The 14,396-nt window shown below is 43.4% G+C and carries 9 protein-coding genes; all 9 read left to right on the top strand.

All coding sequences use genetic code 11. The features are described from left to right. The first annotated feature begins 67 nt into the window (after positions 1-67). The 9 genes from rplK to fusA all read left to right on the top strand — a co-directional run bounded on the left by rplK (position 68) and on the right by fusA (position 14,313). Positions 68-496 (top strand): 50S ribosomal protein L11, encoded by a 429-nt coding sequence (gene rplK, locus CWB60_RS09125; protein ID WP_004588205.1) that lies wholly within the window; start codon positions 68-70, stop codon positions 494-496. A gap of 3 nt (positions 497-499) precedes the next feature. After that, entirely contained in the window at positions 500-1,204 is a 705-nt protein-coding gene (rplA, locus tag CWB60_RS09120) for a 50S ribosomal protein L1 (protein ID WP_004588206.1), read from the top strand. Between the two features lie 323 nt (positions 1,205-1,527). Beyond that, positions 1,528-2,022 (top strand): 50S ribosomal protein L10, encoded by a 495-nt coding sequence (gene rplJ, locus CWB60_RS09115; RefSeq protein ID WP_024032046.1) that lies wholly within the window; start codon positions 1,528-1,530, stop codon positions 2,020-2,022. 75 nt (positions 2,023-2,097) lie between these two features. Next, positions 2,098-2,460, top strand: a complete 363-nt coding sequence (gene rplL, locus CWB60_RS09110; RefSeq protein ID WP_004588208.1) for a 50S ribosomal protein L7/L12 — start codon at positions 2,098-2,100, stop codon at positions 2,458-2,460. A 272-nt stretch (positions 2,461-2,732) separates the two neighbouring features. After that, on the top strand, positions 2,733-6,758 hold the full coding sequence (gene rpoB, locus CWB60_RS09105) for a DNA-directed RNA polymerase subunit beta (RefSeq protein WP_004588209.1): 4,026 nt from the start codon (positions 2,733-2,735) through the stop codon (positions 6,756-6,758). 104 nt (positions 6,759-6,862) lie between these two features. Next, a complete protein-coding gene (gene rpoC, locus CWB60_RS09100) occupies positions 6,863-11,035 on the top strand; it encodes a DNA-directed RNA polymerase subunit beta' (RefSeq protein ID WP_004588210.1) in 4,173 nt (1,390 codons plus the stop codon). A gap of 193 nt (positions 11,036-11,228) precedes the next feature. Further along, positions 11,229-11,603: a 30S ribosomal protein S12 gene (gene rpsL, locus CWB60_RS09095; RefSeq protein WP_002958885.1), complete on the top strand. Its 375-nt coding sequence runs from the start codon at positions 11,229-11,231 to the stop codon at positions 11,601-11,603. A 97-nt stretch (positions 11,604-11,700) separates the two neighbouring features. Next, positions 11,701-12,171, top strand: coding sequence for a 30S ribosomal protein S7 (gene rpsG, locus CWB60_RS09090; protein WP_004588211.1), 471 nt, complete (start codon positions 11,701-11,703; stop codon positions 12,169-12,171). Between the two features lie 27 nt (positions 12,172-12,198). Continuing rightward, positions 12,199-14,313: an elongation factor G gene (gene fusA, locus CWB60_RS09085; protein ID WP_054983403.1), complete on the top strand. Its 2,115-nt coding sequence runs from the start codon at positions 12,199-12,201 to the stop codon at positions 14,311-14,313. Positions 14,314-14,396: the final 83 nt, after the last annotated feature.

The raw sequence follows: 14,396 nt of genomic DNA, 5'->3' as shown, positions 1-14,396 counted from the left end.
TGGGAAGCCGTTAGAGTACGCGTCCTCGCGCGCACAAGGCTAAGACCCACCAAATGAGGTATTTATAATGGCTAAAAAAGTTGAAGCTTTAATCAAGCTACAAGTTGCCGCTGGTATGGCTAATCCTAGTCCTCCAGTAGGTCCTGCACTAGGTCAACACGGTGTAAACATCATGGAATTCTGTAAAGCGTTTAACGCGCGTACAGAGTCTATCGAAAAAGGCGCTCCAGTTCCTGTAGTGATCTCTGTTTACGGTGACCGTTCATTTACGTTCGATATGAAAACGCCACCTGCTGCTTACTTACTTAAGAAAGCTGCTGGTATCAAATCAGGCTCAGGCCGTCCTAACACTGAAAAAGTAGGCACAGTAACTCGTGCTCAACTTGAAGAGATCGTTGAGACAAAACGAGCTGACCTTACAGCGGCTGATATGGACGCTGCGGTTCGCACTATCGCAGGTTCTGCGCGTGCGATGGGCTTGAACGTAGAGGACTAAGAAATGGCTAAATTAACTAAACGTATGCGTACTATCCGCGAAAAAGTGGAAGTAACTAAAGATTACGAAATCAATGAAGCAGTTGCTCTTTTAAAAGAGTTAGCGACAGCTAAATTCGTAGAAAGTGTTGACGTTGCTGTTAACCTTGGTATTGACGCTCGTAAATCTGACCAGAACGTTCGTGGTGCAACTGTACTACCTAACGGTACTGGCCGTGATGTTCGTGTTGCTGTATTCACTCAAGGCGCTAATGCAGAAGCTGCAAAAGAAGCCGGTGCTGAATTAGTAGGCATGGAAGATCTTGCTGAACTAGTTAAGAAAGGCGAGATGGATTTTGACGTTGTTGTTGCATCACCAGACGCTATGCGTGTTGTTGGTCAACTAGGTCAAATCTTAGGTCCACGTGGTCTAATGCCAAACCCTAAAACTGGTACTGTAACGCCTAACGTTGCAGAAGCAGTTAAAAATGCGAAAGCAGGTCAAGTACGTTACCGTAATGACAAAAATGGTATCATCCATACTACTATCGGTAAGGTTGATTTCACTGCTGAGCAACTTCAACAAAACCTTGAAGCTCTAATCGTTGCGCTTAAGAAGGCTAAACCTTCTCAAGCTAAAGGTGTTTACGTTAAGAAAGTAACCATCTCTACAACAATGGGCGCAGGTGTTGCTGTTGACCAAAACACTTTAAGCACTTCTGTAGCTTAATAGGTGTTTACATGGCGTGAAATTTGTACTATAATTTTGCGCCATTTTGTTGAATAATTTATTATTTAACAAGTAAAGAATTCGGGTTGAAGTCCATAATTTCGCTAAGCTCTTGAGTGATGCGATAAATTGGGCTTCCGTCCAAGACCGTAGGTGGCTTCGGCCTTAATATTACCTACGTAGACGGTGTGAATCCCCAGATAGATTTTTCCTAATCTCTTCTGGCTCTCGCCGTAAAAAGCATCTCTATCAAGTTTGTTGATAGGGAAGAGTAAAACAGGGAAGCCGAGTGTCGGTGACCCATTAAACCAGGAGTAACACCCATGGCTTTAAATCTTCAAGGCAAAAAAGCAATTGTTGCTGAAGTCAACGAAGCAGCCAATGGTGCTCTTTCTGCAGTTGTTGCAGATTCTCGTGGTGTAGCAGTAGGCGCAATTACAGCCCTTCGTAAAGAAGCTCGTGAAGCTGGTGTATGGATGAAAGTTGTTCGTAACACTCTAGCAAAACGTGCTGTTGAAGGTACTGAATTTGAATGTCTATCTGATTCGTTAGTTGGTCCAAGCTTAATCGCTTTCTCATCAGAGCACCCTGGTGCTGCTGCGCGTATCTTCGCAGATTTCGCGAAAAAGAATGAGAAATTCGAAGTTAAAACGGCCGCTTTTGAAGGAAATGTTGTAGATGCAGCAATGCTTGCTACATTACCTACATACGATGAAGCTGTTGCACGCTTAATGAGCGCTATGAAAGAAGCGTCTGCTGGCAAATTGTGTAAAACAATTGAAGCAGTACGTGTACAGAAAGAAGAGCAAGCTGCTTAATTTTAAGCTGTTTAACCTCTCTTTCGGTGTAAATTTATTTGGACCTAGAGTCCGTTAATTATTAGGAAATTTGTAATGTCTGTAACTAAAGACCAAATCCTTGACGCAATTGCTGAAATGTCAGTAATGGACGTTGTTGCTCTTGTTGAAGCAATGGAAGAAAAATTCGGCGTAACTGCTGCAGCTGCTATGGTAGCAGGTCCTGCTGCTGAAGCTGCTGAAGAGAAAACTGAATTTGACGTAATCCTTACTGGCGCTGGCGCTAACAAGGTTGCGGCAATCAAAGCTGTACGTAGCGCAACAGGCCTAGGCCTTAAAGAAGCGAAAGCTCTTGTTGAAGCTGCTCCTGCACCTATCAAAGAAGGTGTATCTAAAGAAGAAGCTGAAGCACTTCAAAAAGACCTTACTGAAGCTGGTGCTGAAGTTGAGGTTAAGTAATCTAGCTCACGCTAGGTTCGCTGCCTGAGTAATCAGGCAAGGGCTGGTGATTATTTAATCACCGGCCTTTTTGCGCTATAGAGTTATGTATTCCTGTAGCTCAAATAAAATCTGATTTTCTCTTTACTTTCAACGCTTTATAGTTTGCTAGTGTTGCTAAGGCGGAGTTAATTAGAACAACAATTAAATGTTGTAAATCTTGGCATAGATGCCAGTTAAGTCTGTTCTTACAAGAACAGGTCGGGTCAAAGATCAGCAAGCTGAGGAACCCCATGGCTTACTCTTATTCTGAAAAGAAACGTATCCGTAAGGATTTTGGTAAACGTCCACAAGTTTTGGATATACCTTTCTTACTGTCGACACAGTTAGAATCGTTTAAAAAATTCTTAGTCCCAGACGCTGATGGCGATCATGGTTTGGAAGCAGCCTTCCGTTCTGTGTTCCCTATTAAAAGCTACTCGGGAAATTCTGAGCTTCAATACGTAAGTTATCGTATTGGTGAGCCAGTATTCGATGTAAAAGAATGTCAAATTCGCGGTGTGACTTATTCTGCTCCACTTCGCGTGAAACTGCGTCTTGTAGTTATGGACAAAGAAGCTCCAGGCACAGTTAAAGACATTAAAGAGCAAGAAGTTTACATGGGCGAAATTCCGCTCATGACTGATACCGGTACTTTTGTAATCAATGGTACAGAGCGTGTTATCGTTTCTCAGCTACACCGTAGCCCTGGTGTATTCTTTGATAACGACCGCGGTAAAACCCATTCATCGGGTAAAGTATTATATAACGCACGCGTTATACCTTACCGTGGTTCATGGTTAGACTTCGAATTTGATGCAAAAGATAACTTATATGTACGTATAGACCGTCGTCGTAAATTACCGGCGTCTATTATTTTACGTGCACTTGAGTACTCTAGCGAAGAAATCTTAGATATGTTCTTCGATACTACCGCGTTTGAAGTAACTGACGGTAAAGTTCTTATGGAACTTGTGCCTTCACGTTTACGTGGTGAAACTGCCGCTTTTGATATCAAAGGCGAAGACGGTGAAGTACTTGTTGAAAGCGGTCGTCGTATTACGGCTCGCCACATCAAGAGCATCGAGAAAAAAGGCATTAATCAATTAGAAGTACCACATGAGTACATCATTGGCCGTATTGTAGCTAAAAACTATGTTGATGAGTCAACAGGTGAAGTTATTGCAAACGCTAATGACGAGCTATCACTAGAGTTGATGGCTGAATTGGTTAAAGCAGGTCACACTAAAATTGAGACGTTATACATCAATGAAGTGGACAGCGGCGCTTACATGTCAAATACATTAAATATTGACTCGTCTAGCAACCGTTTAGAAGCATTAGTAGAAATTTACCGCATGATGCGCCCAGGCGAGCCACCGACGAAAGACGCGGCTGAAGCCTTATTCGAGAACTTATTCTTCTCTGAAGAACGTTATGACTTATCTACTGTAGGTCGTATGAAGTTCAATAGCCGTGTTGGTTACGATACAGACACAGGCCCTGGCACATTAAGCAAAGAAGACATCGTGTCTGTTATGAAAGTATTAATTGCTATTCGTAACGGTCAAGGCGATGTTGATGATATTGACCACTTAGGCAACCGTCGTATACGTAGTGTTGGCGAAATGGCTGAGAACCAATTCCGTGTTGGTCTAGTACGTGTAGAACGTGCTGTACGTGAGCGTTTAAGCTTAGGTGACCTTGACGCGATAATGCCACAAGATCTTATTAACGCTAAGCCTATTTCGGCAGCGGTTAAAGAGTTCTTCGGCTCGTCTCAGTTATCACAGTTTATGGACCAAAATAACCCGCTATCAGAAGTAACGCATAAGCGTCGTATTTCTGCATTAGGCCCGGGCGGTCTAACACGTGAGCGCGCTGGCTTTGAAGTACGTGACGTTCACGTAACTCACTATGGTCGCGTATGTCCAATCGAGACTCCTGAGGGTCCAAACATCGGTCTAATTAACTCGTTATCTACGTACGCACGTACAAATGATTACGGTTTCTTAGAAACACCTTACCGTAAAGTGGTAGATGGTGTAGTAACTGATGAAGTTGATTATTTATCAGCCATTGAAGAAGGTCAGTTTGTTATCGCACAGGCGAACTCAAACTTAACTGAAACCAATGAGTTTGTTGATGAACTTATTCCGTGTCGTCACAAAGGTGAATCTACCTTTATGGGTCGCATGGACCAGCAATATATGGATGTATCACCACAACAGGTGATCTCTGTAGCGGCAGCACTTATCCCGTTCCTAGAACACGATGATGCTAACCGTGCATTGATGGGTTCAAACATGCAACGTCAAGCAGTACCAACATTGAAAGCGGATAAGCCGTTAGTAGGTACAGGTATTGAGTTAACACTAGCGAAAGATTCTGGTGTAACGATTGTTGCTAAACGTGGTGGTGAAGTAATGTACGCCGATGCTAGCCGCATCGTTGTAAACGTACATGACGATGAGCGTATTCCTGGTGAAGCGGGCATCGACATTTACAACCTTACTAAATACACACGTTCTAACCAAAATACATGTATTAACCAAAAACCAACGTGCATGGTTGGCGAACCGGTTACTCGTGGTGACGTGTTAGCAGATGGTCCTTCGACTGACTTAGGTGACTTAGCCCTTGGTCAAAACCTTCGCGTGGCATTCATGCCATGGAACGGTTATAACTTCGAGGATTCAATCTTACTATCAGAGCGCGTAGTTGAAGAAGATCGTCTAACGACTATCCACATTCAAGAACTACAGTGTGTTGCCCGTGATACTAAATTAGGTCCTGAAGAGATCACTGCAGATATCCCGAATGTGGGTGAGTCTGCGCTAGGCAAGCTTGATGAATCAGGCGTTGTTTATATTGGTGCTGAAGTTAAAGGCGGCGATATCCTAGTAGGTAAAGTGACTCCGAAAGGCGAGACGCAATTAACACCTGAAGAGAAGCTACTGCGTGCTATCTTCGGCGAAAAAGCGTCTGACGTTAAAGACAGCTCTTTACGTGTACCAAACTCTGTAACTGGTACTGTAATTGACGTACAAGTTTTCACCCGTGATGGTGTTGAAAAAGATAAGCGTGCGTTAGAAGTTGAAGACATGCAGCTTCGCGAAGCGAAGAAAGACTTCAACGAAGAGTTCCGTATTCTAGAAGCCGGTGTATTAGACCGTGCTCGCAAGCTACTTGCTGCAGCAGGCTTCGATGAAGACAACTTAGCGTCACTAAATGCTGAAAAGCTACTTACTCAAAGCCTTGCACAAGAAGACAAGCAAGCTGAACTTGAGCAACTAGCTGCACAGTACGATGAGCTTAAAGCTGAATACGATAAGAAGTTTGAAAACAAACGTCGTAAAATTACTCAAGGTGATGACTTAGCACCAGGCGTACTTAAGATTGTTAAAGTATACCTAGCTGTTAAACGTCGTATCCAACCGGGTGATAAAATGGCGGGTCGTCACGGTAACAAAGGTGTTATCTCGACTATCGTACCAGTAGAAGATATGCCATACGATGATAAAGGTCGTACGGTAGATATCGTACTAAATCCACTAGGTGTACCATCACGAATGAACATCGGTCAGATCCTTGAAACACATATGGGTCTAGCTGCACGTGGTATTGGTGAGCGCTTAGAGGAAATGATGAAGGAACAACGTGAGCTACATGAGCTACGTGAATTCATCAAGCAAGCTTACGAAATCGGTGAATCTCGTCAAGAAGTAGATATTGCTAGCTTCTCTGATGATGAAATTCGTCGTTTAGCTGATAACTTAAAAGGTGGTTTACCAATCGCTACTCCTGCATTTGATGGCGCTAAAGAAGACGAAATCAAAGACATGCTAGAGCTTGGTGGATACCCAAGAAGTGGTCAGGTTACACTCTATGATGGCCGTACTGGCGATCAGTTTGAACGTCAAGTAACTGTTGGTTACATGTACATGCTTAAACTTAACCACTTGGTTGACGATAAGATGCACGCACGTTCTACTGGTTCTTATAGCCTTGTTACTCAGCAGCCGCTGGGTGGTAAAGCACAGTTCGGTGGCCAGCGTTTTGGTGAGATGGAAGTATGGGCACTTGAAGCTTACGGTGCTGCTTACACTCTACAAGAAATGCTAACAGTGAAATCGGATGACGTGAACGGTCGTACTAAGATGTATAAAAACATCGTTGATGGTAACCATAAAATGGAACCAGGTATGCCAGAATCGTTCAACGTATTGTTGAAAGAAATCCGCTCACTGGGTATCAACATCGAGTTGGAAGAAAATTAAGCCAATTAGATGCTGCAGTTAACCCTGCAGCATCTGTTACGGCTGAATAGAATGTAGGGGCGAGATTATCCGCCCTCAAGATTAACTCCGACAGGAGAGCTAAGGTGAAAGACTTACTTAAGTTTCTGAAGCAACAAAATAAGACCGAAGAATTCGATGCAATTCGCATTGGTCTTGCTTCACCAGACATGGTTCGTTCATGGTCATACGGTGAAGTAAAGAAACCTGAGACTATTAACTACCGTACTTTCAAGCCTGAGCGCGATGGCTTATTCTGTGCCCGTATTTTCGGCCCAGTGAAAGATTATGAGTGTTTATGTGGTAAATATAAACGCCTTAAACACCGTGGTGTGATCTGTGAGAAGTGTGGCGTTGAAGTTACACTTACAAAAGTGCGTCGTGATCGTATGGGTCATATCGATCTTGCGAGCCCAGTAGCACATATATGGTTTTTAAAATCATTACCGTCTCGTATTGGCTTAATGCTTGATATGACACTTCGTGATATTGAACGTGTTCTTTACTTCGAATCATTCGTAGTAACTGAGCCTGGTATGACAACGCTTGAGCGTGGTCAACTATTAGGTGAAGAAGAATACCTAGATGCACTTGAAGAGCACGGTGATGAGTTTGAAGCTAAGATGGGTGCAGAAGCAGTATTAGACTTGCTTCGTGAACTTGATCTTGGCCAATTAATTGCAGAAATGCGTGAAGAGTTACCAACAATTAACTCTGAAACGAAGCGTAAAAAGATCACTAAGCGTCTTAAGTTAATGGAATCGTTCCACCAATCAGGCAATAACCCTGAGTGGATGATCATGACAGTACTTCCAGTATTGCCACCTGACTTACGTCCATTAGTACCGCTAGACGGTGGTCGTTTTGCGACATCTGATCTAAACGACCTTTACCGTCGTGTTATTAACCGTAATAACCGTCTTAAGCGTCTATTAGATTTAGCTGCACCAGATATTATCGTACGCAACGAAAAACGTATGTTACAAGAAGCGGTAGATGCGCTACTTGATAACGGTCGTCGTGGTCGTGCAATTACAGGTTCTAACAAGCGTCCGCTTAAATCTCTTGCTGATATGATCAAGGGTAAGCAAGGTCGTTTCCGTCAGAACTTACTTGGTAAGCGTGTAGATTACTCTGGCCGTTCTGTAATCACGGTTGGTCCTACACTTAAGCTTCACCAATGTGGTCTTCCTAAGAAGATGGCACTTGAGCTATTCAAACCATTCATCTATGGCAAATTAGAGCGTCGCGGCATGGCTACGACAATCAAAGCTGCTAAGAAAATGGTAGAGCGCGAAGTAGCGGAAGTATGGGATGTACTAGACGAAGTAATTCGTGAACATCCAGTATTACTTAACCGTGCACCTACACTTCACCGTTTAGGTATCCAAGCGTTCGAACCTGTACTAATTGAAGGTAAAGCAATCCATTTACACCCATTAGTATGTGCGGCTTACAACGCCGACTTCGATGGTGACCAAATGGCGGTACACGTACCGTTAACGCTTGAAGCTCAGTTAGAAGCTCGTGCACTAATGATGTCTACTAACAACATTCTATCTCCAGCGAATGGTGAGCCAATCATCGTTCCTTCACAGGATGTTGTATTAGGTCTTTACTACATGACGCGCGATCGCATTAATGCGAAAGGCGAAGGCATTGTATTTAAAGATCCTAAAGAAGCAGAAAAAGCATACCGTAGTGGTAACGCAGAACTTCACGCGCGCGTTAAAGTGCGTATTAGTCAGTCAATCACTAACGAAGCAGGTGTTGTTGAAGACACTGTGACGCTTATCGACACTACTGTTGGTCGTGCAATTCTGTCTCTAATTTTACCTAAAGGTATGCCGTTTGAGTCAATCAACCAAGCATTAGGTAAAAAGCAGATTTCTGGCTTATTAAACGAGTGTTACCGTCGTCTAGGTCTTAAAGACACTGTTGTGTTTGCTGACCAAGTTATGTACACCGGTTTCCACTACGCAATGAAGTCAGGTGTTTCAATTGGTATCGATGACTTAGTTATCCCACCAGTTAAAGCATCAATCATTGAATCAGCTGAAGCTGAGGTAACTGAAATCAACCAACAATTCCAATCAGGTCTTGTAACGGCTGGTGAAAAGTACAATAAAGTTATCGATATCTGGTCACGTGTAAATGAAAACTTATCACGTGAAATGATGGCCAACTTGTCTAAAGACACGGTTATCAATGCCAAAGGTGAAGAAGAAGAGCAACCGTCATTTAACTCAGTGTTTATGATGGCCGATTCAGGTGCTCGTGGTAGTGCCGCTCAGATCCGTCAGCTAGCAGGTATGCGTGGTCTAATGGCACGTCCAGATGGTTCAATCATCGAGACGCCAATCACGGCTAACTTCCGTGAAGGTCTAAACGTACTACAGTACTTCATCTCAACGCACGGTGCGCGTAAAGGTCTTGCCGATACAGCACTTAAAACAGCTAACTCAGGTTACCTAACGCGTCGTCTAGTAGACGTTGCACAAGATTTGGTGATCAATGAAGACGACTGTGGCACAGAAGATGGCTTAACAATGAAACCGCTTATTGAAGGTGGTGACGTTGTAGAAGCACTTCGCGAACGTGTACTAGGTCGTGTTGTAGCTGAGCCTGTGGTTATCCCTAATACAGATACTGTATTAGTAGAACGTAATATCATGCTTGATGAAAAACTGTGTGACCTTTTAGAAGAGCACTCAGTAGATGAAGTTCGCGTACGTTCTGTTATCACGTGTGATAACGACTTTGGTGTATGTGCTAAGTGTTATGGTCGTGACCTTGCACGTGGTCATATCATCAACGCGGGTGAATCAGTAGGTGTTATCGCGGCACAATCAATCGGTGAGCCGGGTACACAGCTTACGATGCGTACATTCCACATCGGTGGTGCGGCATCAAGAGCATCAGCTGAAAACAATGTACAAGTTAAAACTGACGGTACGTTAAAACTACATAACGCTAAGTATGTACTTAATACCGACGGTAAGATTGTAATTACTTCACGTTCAACTGAAATCACTATCATTGATAGCTTCGGTCGTGAAAAAGAGCGTTATAAAGTACCTTACGGTGCGGTACTAACAGTACAAGACAATGCAGAAGTTCAAGGTAACGACATCGTTGCTACTTGGGACCCGCATAGTCACCCAATCGTTCTTGAGCATAAGTCAAAAATCTCGTTCAGCGATATTGATGACTCAAATACGGAAGCACAAACTGATGAACTAACCGGCTTAACCCGTGTAGTTGTTAAAGACCTTGCTAAAGTAAATGCGAAAGAGCCTAAGCTTATCATCGAAAGTGAAGAGCGCGGCTTGCAAGAAACACGTCTACCTTCATTCACTACGATTGAAGTGACAGATGGCGTTACAGCAAACCCAGGTGACGTACTTGCACGTATTCCGCAAGAAGGTTCGAAAACTCGTGATATCACGGGTGGTCTACCACGCGTAGCCGACTTATTTGAAGCACGTAAGCCAAAAGATCCAGCTATCTTAGCTGAAATCACAGGTACTATTAGCTTCGGTAAAGAGACTAAAGGTAAGAAACGTTTAGTTATTACACCAGCTGAAGGCGATCATTACGAAGAGATGATTCCTAAGTGGCGTCAACTTAACGTGTTTGAAGGTGAGCAAGTGTCTAAAGGTGAAGTTATCGCCGATGGTCCTGAATCACCACATGACATCTTACGCCTACGTGGTGTGACTCATGTTGCTAACTACATTGTTAACGAAGTGCAAGAGGTTTACCGTTTGCAGGGCGTTAAGATCAATGATAAGCACATTGAAACAATTATTCGTCAGATGCTACGTAAATGTACCATCCTTGACGGCGGTGATACTGAGTTCTTAGCGGGTGAGCAAATTGAAGTAGCTCGCGTTAATATCGCTAATCGTGACCTTGAAAAACAAGGTAAAATCCCAGCGAAGTTTGAAATACAACTTATGGGTATCACGAAAGCATCACTAGCAACCGAATCTTTCATCTCGGCAGCGTCTTTCCAAGAAACAACACGTGTTCTTACAGATGCCGCAGTGAATGGTAAGAGCGATGAGCTTCGTGGTCTGAAAGAAAACGTAATTGTGGGTCGTCTGATCCCAGCCGGTACTGGCTTTGCGTATCACCAAGACCGTATGGCTCGCCGCAAGCAGGGTGAAGTTGTTGAAGAGCAAACAGTAAGTGCAGAAGAGGCAACTCAAGCACTAACAGATGCTCTGAACGCAGATTTATCTGGAAATCAATAAACTCTTATTAATCAACAGATTAATAAATCGTAAGACAGTTATCTACTGTCTTACGATGAGTTTAGGTTGACAGGTTAAACTTTGCTCATTAAAATTCCGCCACCCATTTACTTGCATGTATGTTACAAGCTTGTAAAAAGGGCGGATTTTTTTATTTTTTTCAGTAGTAATTTTAATTTCAGGAGCTATTTAAATGGCAACTATTAACCAGCTAGTGCGTAAGCCACGTCGTAGCAAGGTTACTAAAAGTAACTCAGCTGCGCTTAAAGCGTGTCCGCAAAAGCGTGGTGTATGTACTCGCGTATATACAACTACACCTAAGAAACCAAACTCAGCGTTACGTAAAGTAGCTCGTGTACGTTTAACTAACGGTTTCGAAGTAACATCATACATCGGTGGTGAAGGTCATAACCTTCAAGAGCACAGTGTAATCCTAATCCGTGGTGGTCGTGTTAAAGATTTACCAGGTGTGCGTTTTCACACTGTACGTGGTGCACTTGACTGTGCAGGCGTTAGCGACCGTCGTCAAGCTCGTTCTAAATACGGTGCAAAACGCCCTAAAGGCTAATTGTTTTCCGTTAGTAAGGCCAAGCACTAAATATTATTAATTATTGTTTTGGGTGATTGTTCCAAAAGGACAAACCTGAATAAACCGGAGATACAAAATGCCTAGAAGACGCGTAATAGGTCAACGTAAAATTCTTCCAGATCCTAAGTTCGGATCGGAACTTCTTGCTAAATTCGTTAACATCGTAATGCTAGACGGCAAGAAATCTACTGCTGAAAAAATTGTTTATGGTGCGCTAGACGTGGCTGCTGAGAAATCAGGCAAGTCGCACCTAGAAATCTTTGAATCTGCACTTGATAACATCCGTCCACAGGTAGAGGTTAAATCTCGCCGTGTTGGTGGTTCAACTTATCAAGTTCCAGTTGAAGTACGTCCAGTACGTCGCAACGCATTAGGTATGCGTTGGTTAGTAGACGCTGCACGTAAGCGTGGCGAAAAATCTATGGGCTTACGTTTAGCTCAAGAAATCGTTGACGCTGCTGACAACAAAGGCACTGCGGTTAAGAAACGTGAAGACGTTCACCGTATGGCTGAAGCGAATAAAGCATTCGCACATTACCGTTGGTAATCTGTCCTTAACCTTTAAGAGGATCATATGGCACGTACAACTCCACTTGAGCGCTACCGTAATATCGGCATAGTAGCTCACGTAGATGCAGGCAAAACCACCACAACAGAACGTGTTCTGTTCTACACAGGTCTTTCTCATAAGATCGGTGAAGTACATGATGGCGCCGCAACTATGGATTGGATGGAGCAGGAACAAGAGCGTGGTATCACAATCACTTCTGCTGCAACAACGTGTTTCTGGAAAGGGATGGACGCTCAATTTGACGACCATCGTATCAATATCATTGATACTCCAGGACACGTAGATTTCACTATTGAAGTAGAGCGTTCTTTACGCGTACTTGATGGTGCGGTAGTTGTTCTTTGTGCTTCATCAGGTGTACAGCCGCAAACTGAGACAGTTTGGCGCCAAGCGAACAAATACGAAGTTCCAAGAATGATCTTCGTAAATAAAATGGATCGCACCGGCGCTGACTTCTTAACGGTTGTTGACCAGGTGAAATCTCGTCTTGGAGCAACGCCTGTTCCAATCCAGTTGCCAATTGGCGCTGAAGACGACTTTAAAGGTGTTATTGACCTGATAAAAATGAAAGCCATTAACTGGAACGAAGCGGACCAGGGTATGACTTTCTCTTATGAGGCAATACCGGCAGAACTTCAAGAGCTCGCTCAAGAATGGCACTCTCATTTAGTTGAAAGTGCAGCTGAAGCCTCTGAAGAACTAATGGATAAGTACTTAGAAGGTGAAGAGTTAAGTGAAGCAGAGATTAAATCTGCCTTACGTCAACGCACATTAGCGAACGAAATTGTTCCCATTACGTGTGGTAGTGCATTTAAAAACAAAGGCGTTCAAGCTGTGCTTGATGGCGTTGTTGAATACATGCCTGCACCAACACAAGTGAAACAAATCCAAGGTATCCTAGAAAATGGAACTGAGGAAGAACGTCCAGCTGATGATAAAGCGCCGTTTGCTGCACTTGCATTTAAAATTGCAACAGACCCGTTTGTTGGCACTTTAACCTTTTTCCGTGTTTACTCTGGTACTGTTAAACAGGGTGACGCGGTTTATAACCCAGTTAAAAGTAAGCGTGAGCGATTTGGTCGTATCGTACAGATGCATTCAAACTCACGTGAAGAGATCAAAGAAGTTCACGCAGGCGATATTGCGGCAGCTATTGGTCTTAAAGACGTAACAACAGGTGAGACACTGTGTGATCCGAACTCTATCATTACGCTAGAGCGTATGGAGTTCCCAGAGCCAGTTATCTCTGTTGCGGTTGAGCCTCGCACAATCGCTGACCAAGATAAGATGGGTATTGCACTAGGTAAACTAGCCGCAGAAGATCCGTCTTTTCGTGTACAAACTGACGAAGAATCAGGCCAGACTATAATCTCTGGTATGGGTGAACTTCACCTTGATATCATTGTCGACCGTATGAAACGTGAATTCAGTGTTGAATGTAACGTTGGTAAGCCGCAGGTTGCATACCGAGAAGCTATTCGTTCAACTGTTGAAGTTGAAGGGAAGTTTGTACGTCAATCAGGTGGTCGTGGTCAATATGGTCACGTCTGGGTTAAACTTGAACCGATGGATATTTCGGATGATGAAGCACCAATTTATGAGTTCGTTAACGAAACTGTAGGTGGTTCGGTTCCAAAAGAATTTATCCCTGCGGTAGACAAAGGTATCCAAGAGCAAATGTCTCAAGGTGTACTGGCAGGCTACCCATTACTTGGCGTTAAAGCGACTTTATATGATGGTTCATTCCATGATGTAGACTCGAATGAAATGGCATTTAAAATTGCAGGTTCAATGGCAATGAAAGCTGGGGCGCTTAAAGCTGACCCTGTACTTTTAGAGCCAATGATGAAGGTTGAAGTAATCACTCCTGACTCAAACATGGGTGATGTAGTTGGCGACTTAAACCGTCGTCGCGGCATAATCGAAGGCATGGAAGATGCAATAGGTGGACTTAAGCAAGTTAATGCTCAGGTTCCTCTTTCTGAAATGTTTGGTTATGCAACTGCTTTACGATCTGCAACACAGGGCCGTGCTTCTTACTCTATGGAGTTTTTGAAGTACGCTGAAGCCTCTAAAAATGTTGCAGATACAATAATTTCAGCTCGCGCTGTTATATGATTTTAGCTTGTCTGGCTCAATAGTGAGTCAGGCTTTAATTTCTTAATTAGGAATTTTTTAAGATGGCAAAAGAAAAGTTTGAA

This window comes from Pseudoalteromonas sp. S327 (genome assembly GCF_005886415.1).
GTDB classification, from domain to species: Bacteria; Pseudomonadota; Gammaproteobacteria; order Enterobacterales; family Alteromonadaceae; genus Pseudoalteromonas; species Pseudoalteromonas atlantica.
The sequence above is the reverse complement of the archived record's forward strand: the minus strand, read 5'-3'. Positions and strand labels throughout refer to the sequence as shown.

Bases quoted from the DNA above. Each gene is read 5' to 3' on its own strand.
- rplL (WP_004588208.1), top strand. From the start codon at position 2,098: ATGTCTGTAACTAAAGACCAAATCCTTGACGCAATTGCTGAAATGTCA.
- fusA (WP_054983403.1), top strand. From the start codon at position 12,199: ATGGCACGTACAACTCCACTTGAGCGCTACCGTAATATCGGCATAGTA.
- rplJ (WP_024032046.1), top strand. From the start codon at position 1,528: ATGGCTTTAAATCTTCAAGGCAAAAAAGCAATTGTTGCTGAAGTCAAC.
- rplK (WP_004588205.1), top strand. From the start codon at position 68: ATGGCTAAAAAAGTTGAAGCTTTAATCAAGCTACAAGTTGCCGCTGGT.
- rpsG (WP_004588211.1), top strand. From the start codon at position 11,701: ATGCCTAGAAGACGCGTAATAGGTCAACGTAAAATTCTTCCAGATCCT.
- rpoB (WP_004588209.1), top strand. From the start codon at position 2,733: ATGGCTTACTCTTATTCTGAAAAGAAACGTATCCGTAAGGATTTTGGT.
- rplA (WP_004588206.1), top strand. From the start codon at position 500: ATGGCTAAATTAACTAAACGTATGCGTACTATCCGCGAAAAAGTGGAA.
- rpsL (WP_002958885.1), top strand. From the start codon at position 11,229: ATGGCAACTATTAACCAGCTAGTGCGTAAGCCACGTCGTAGCAAGGTT.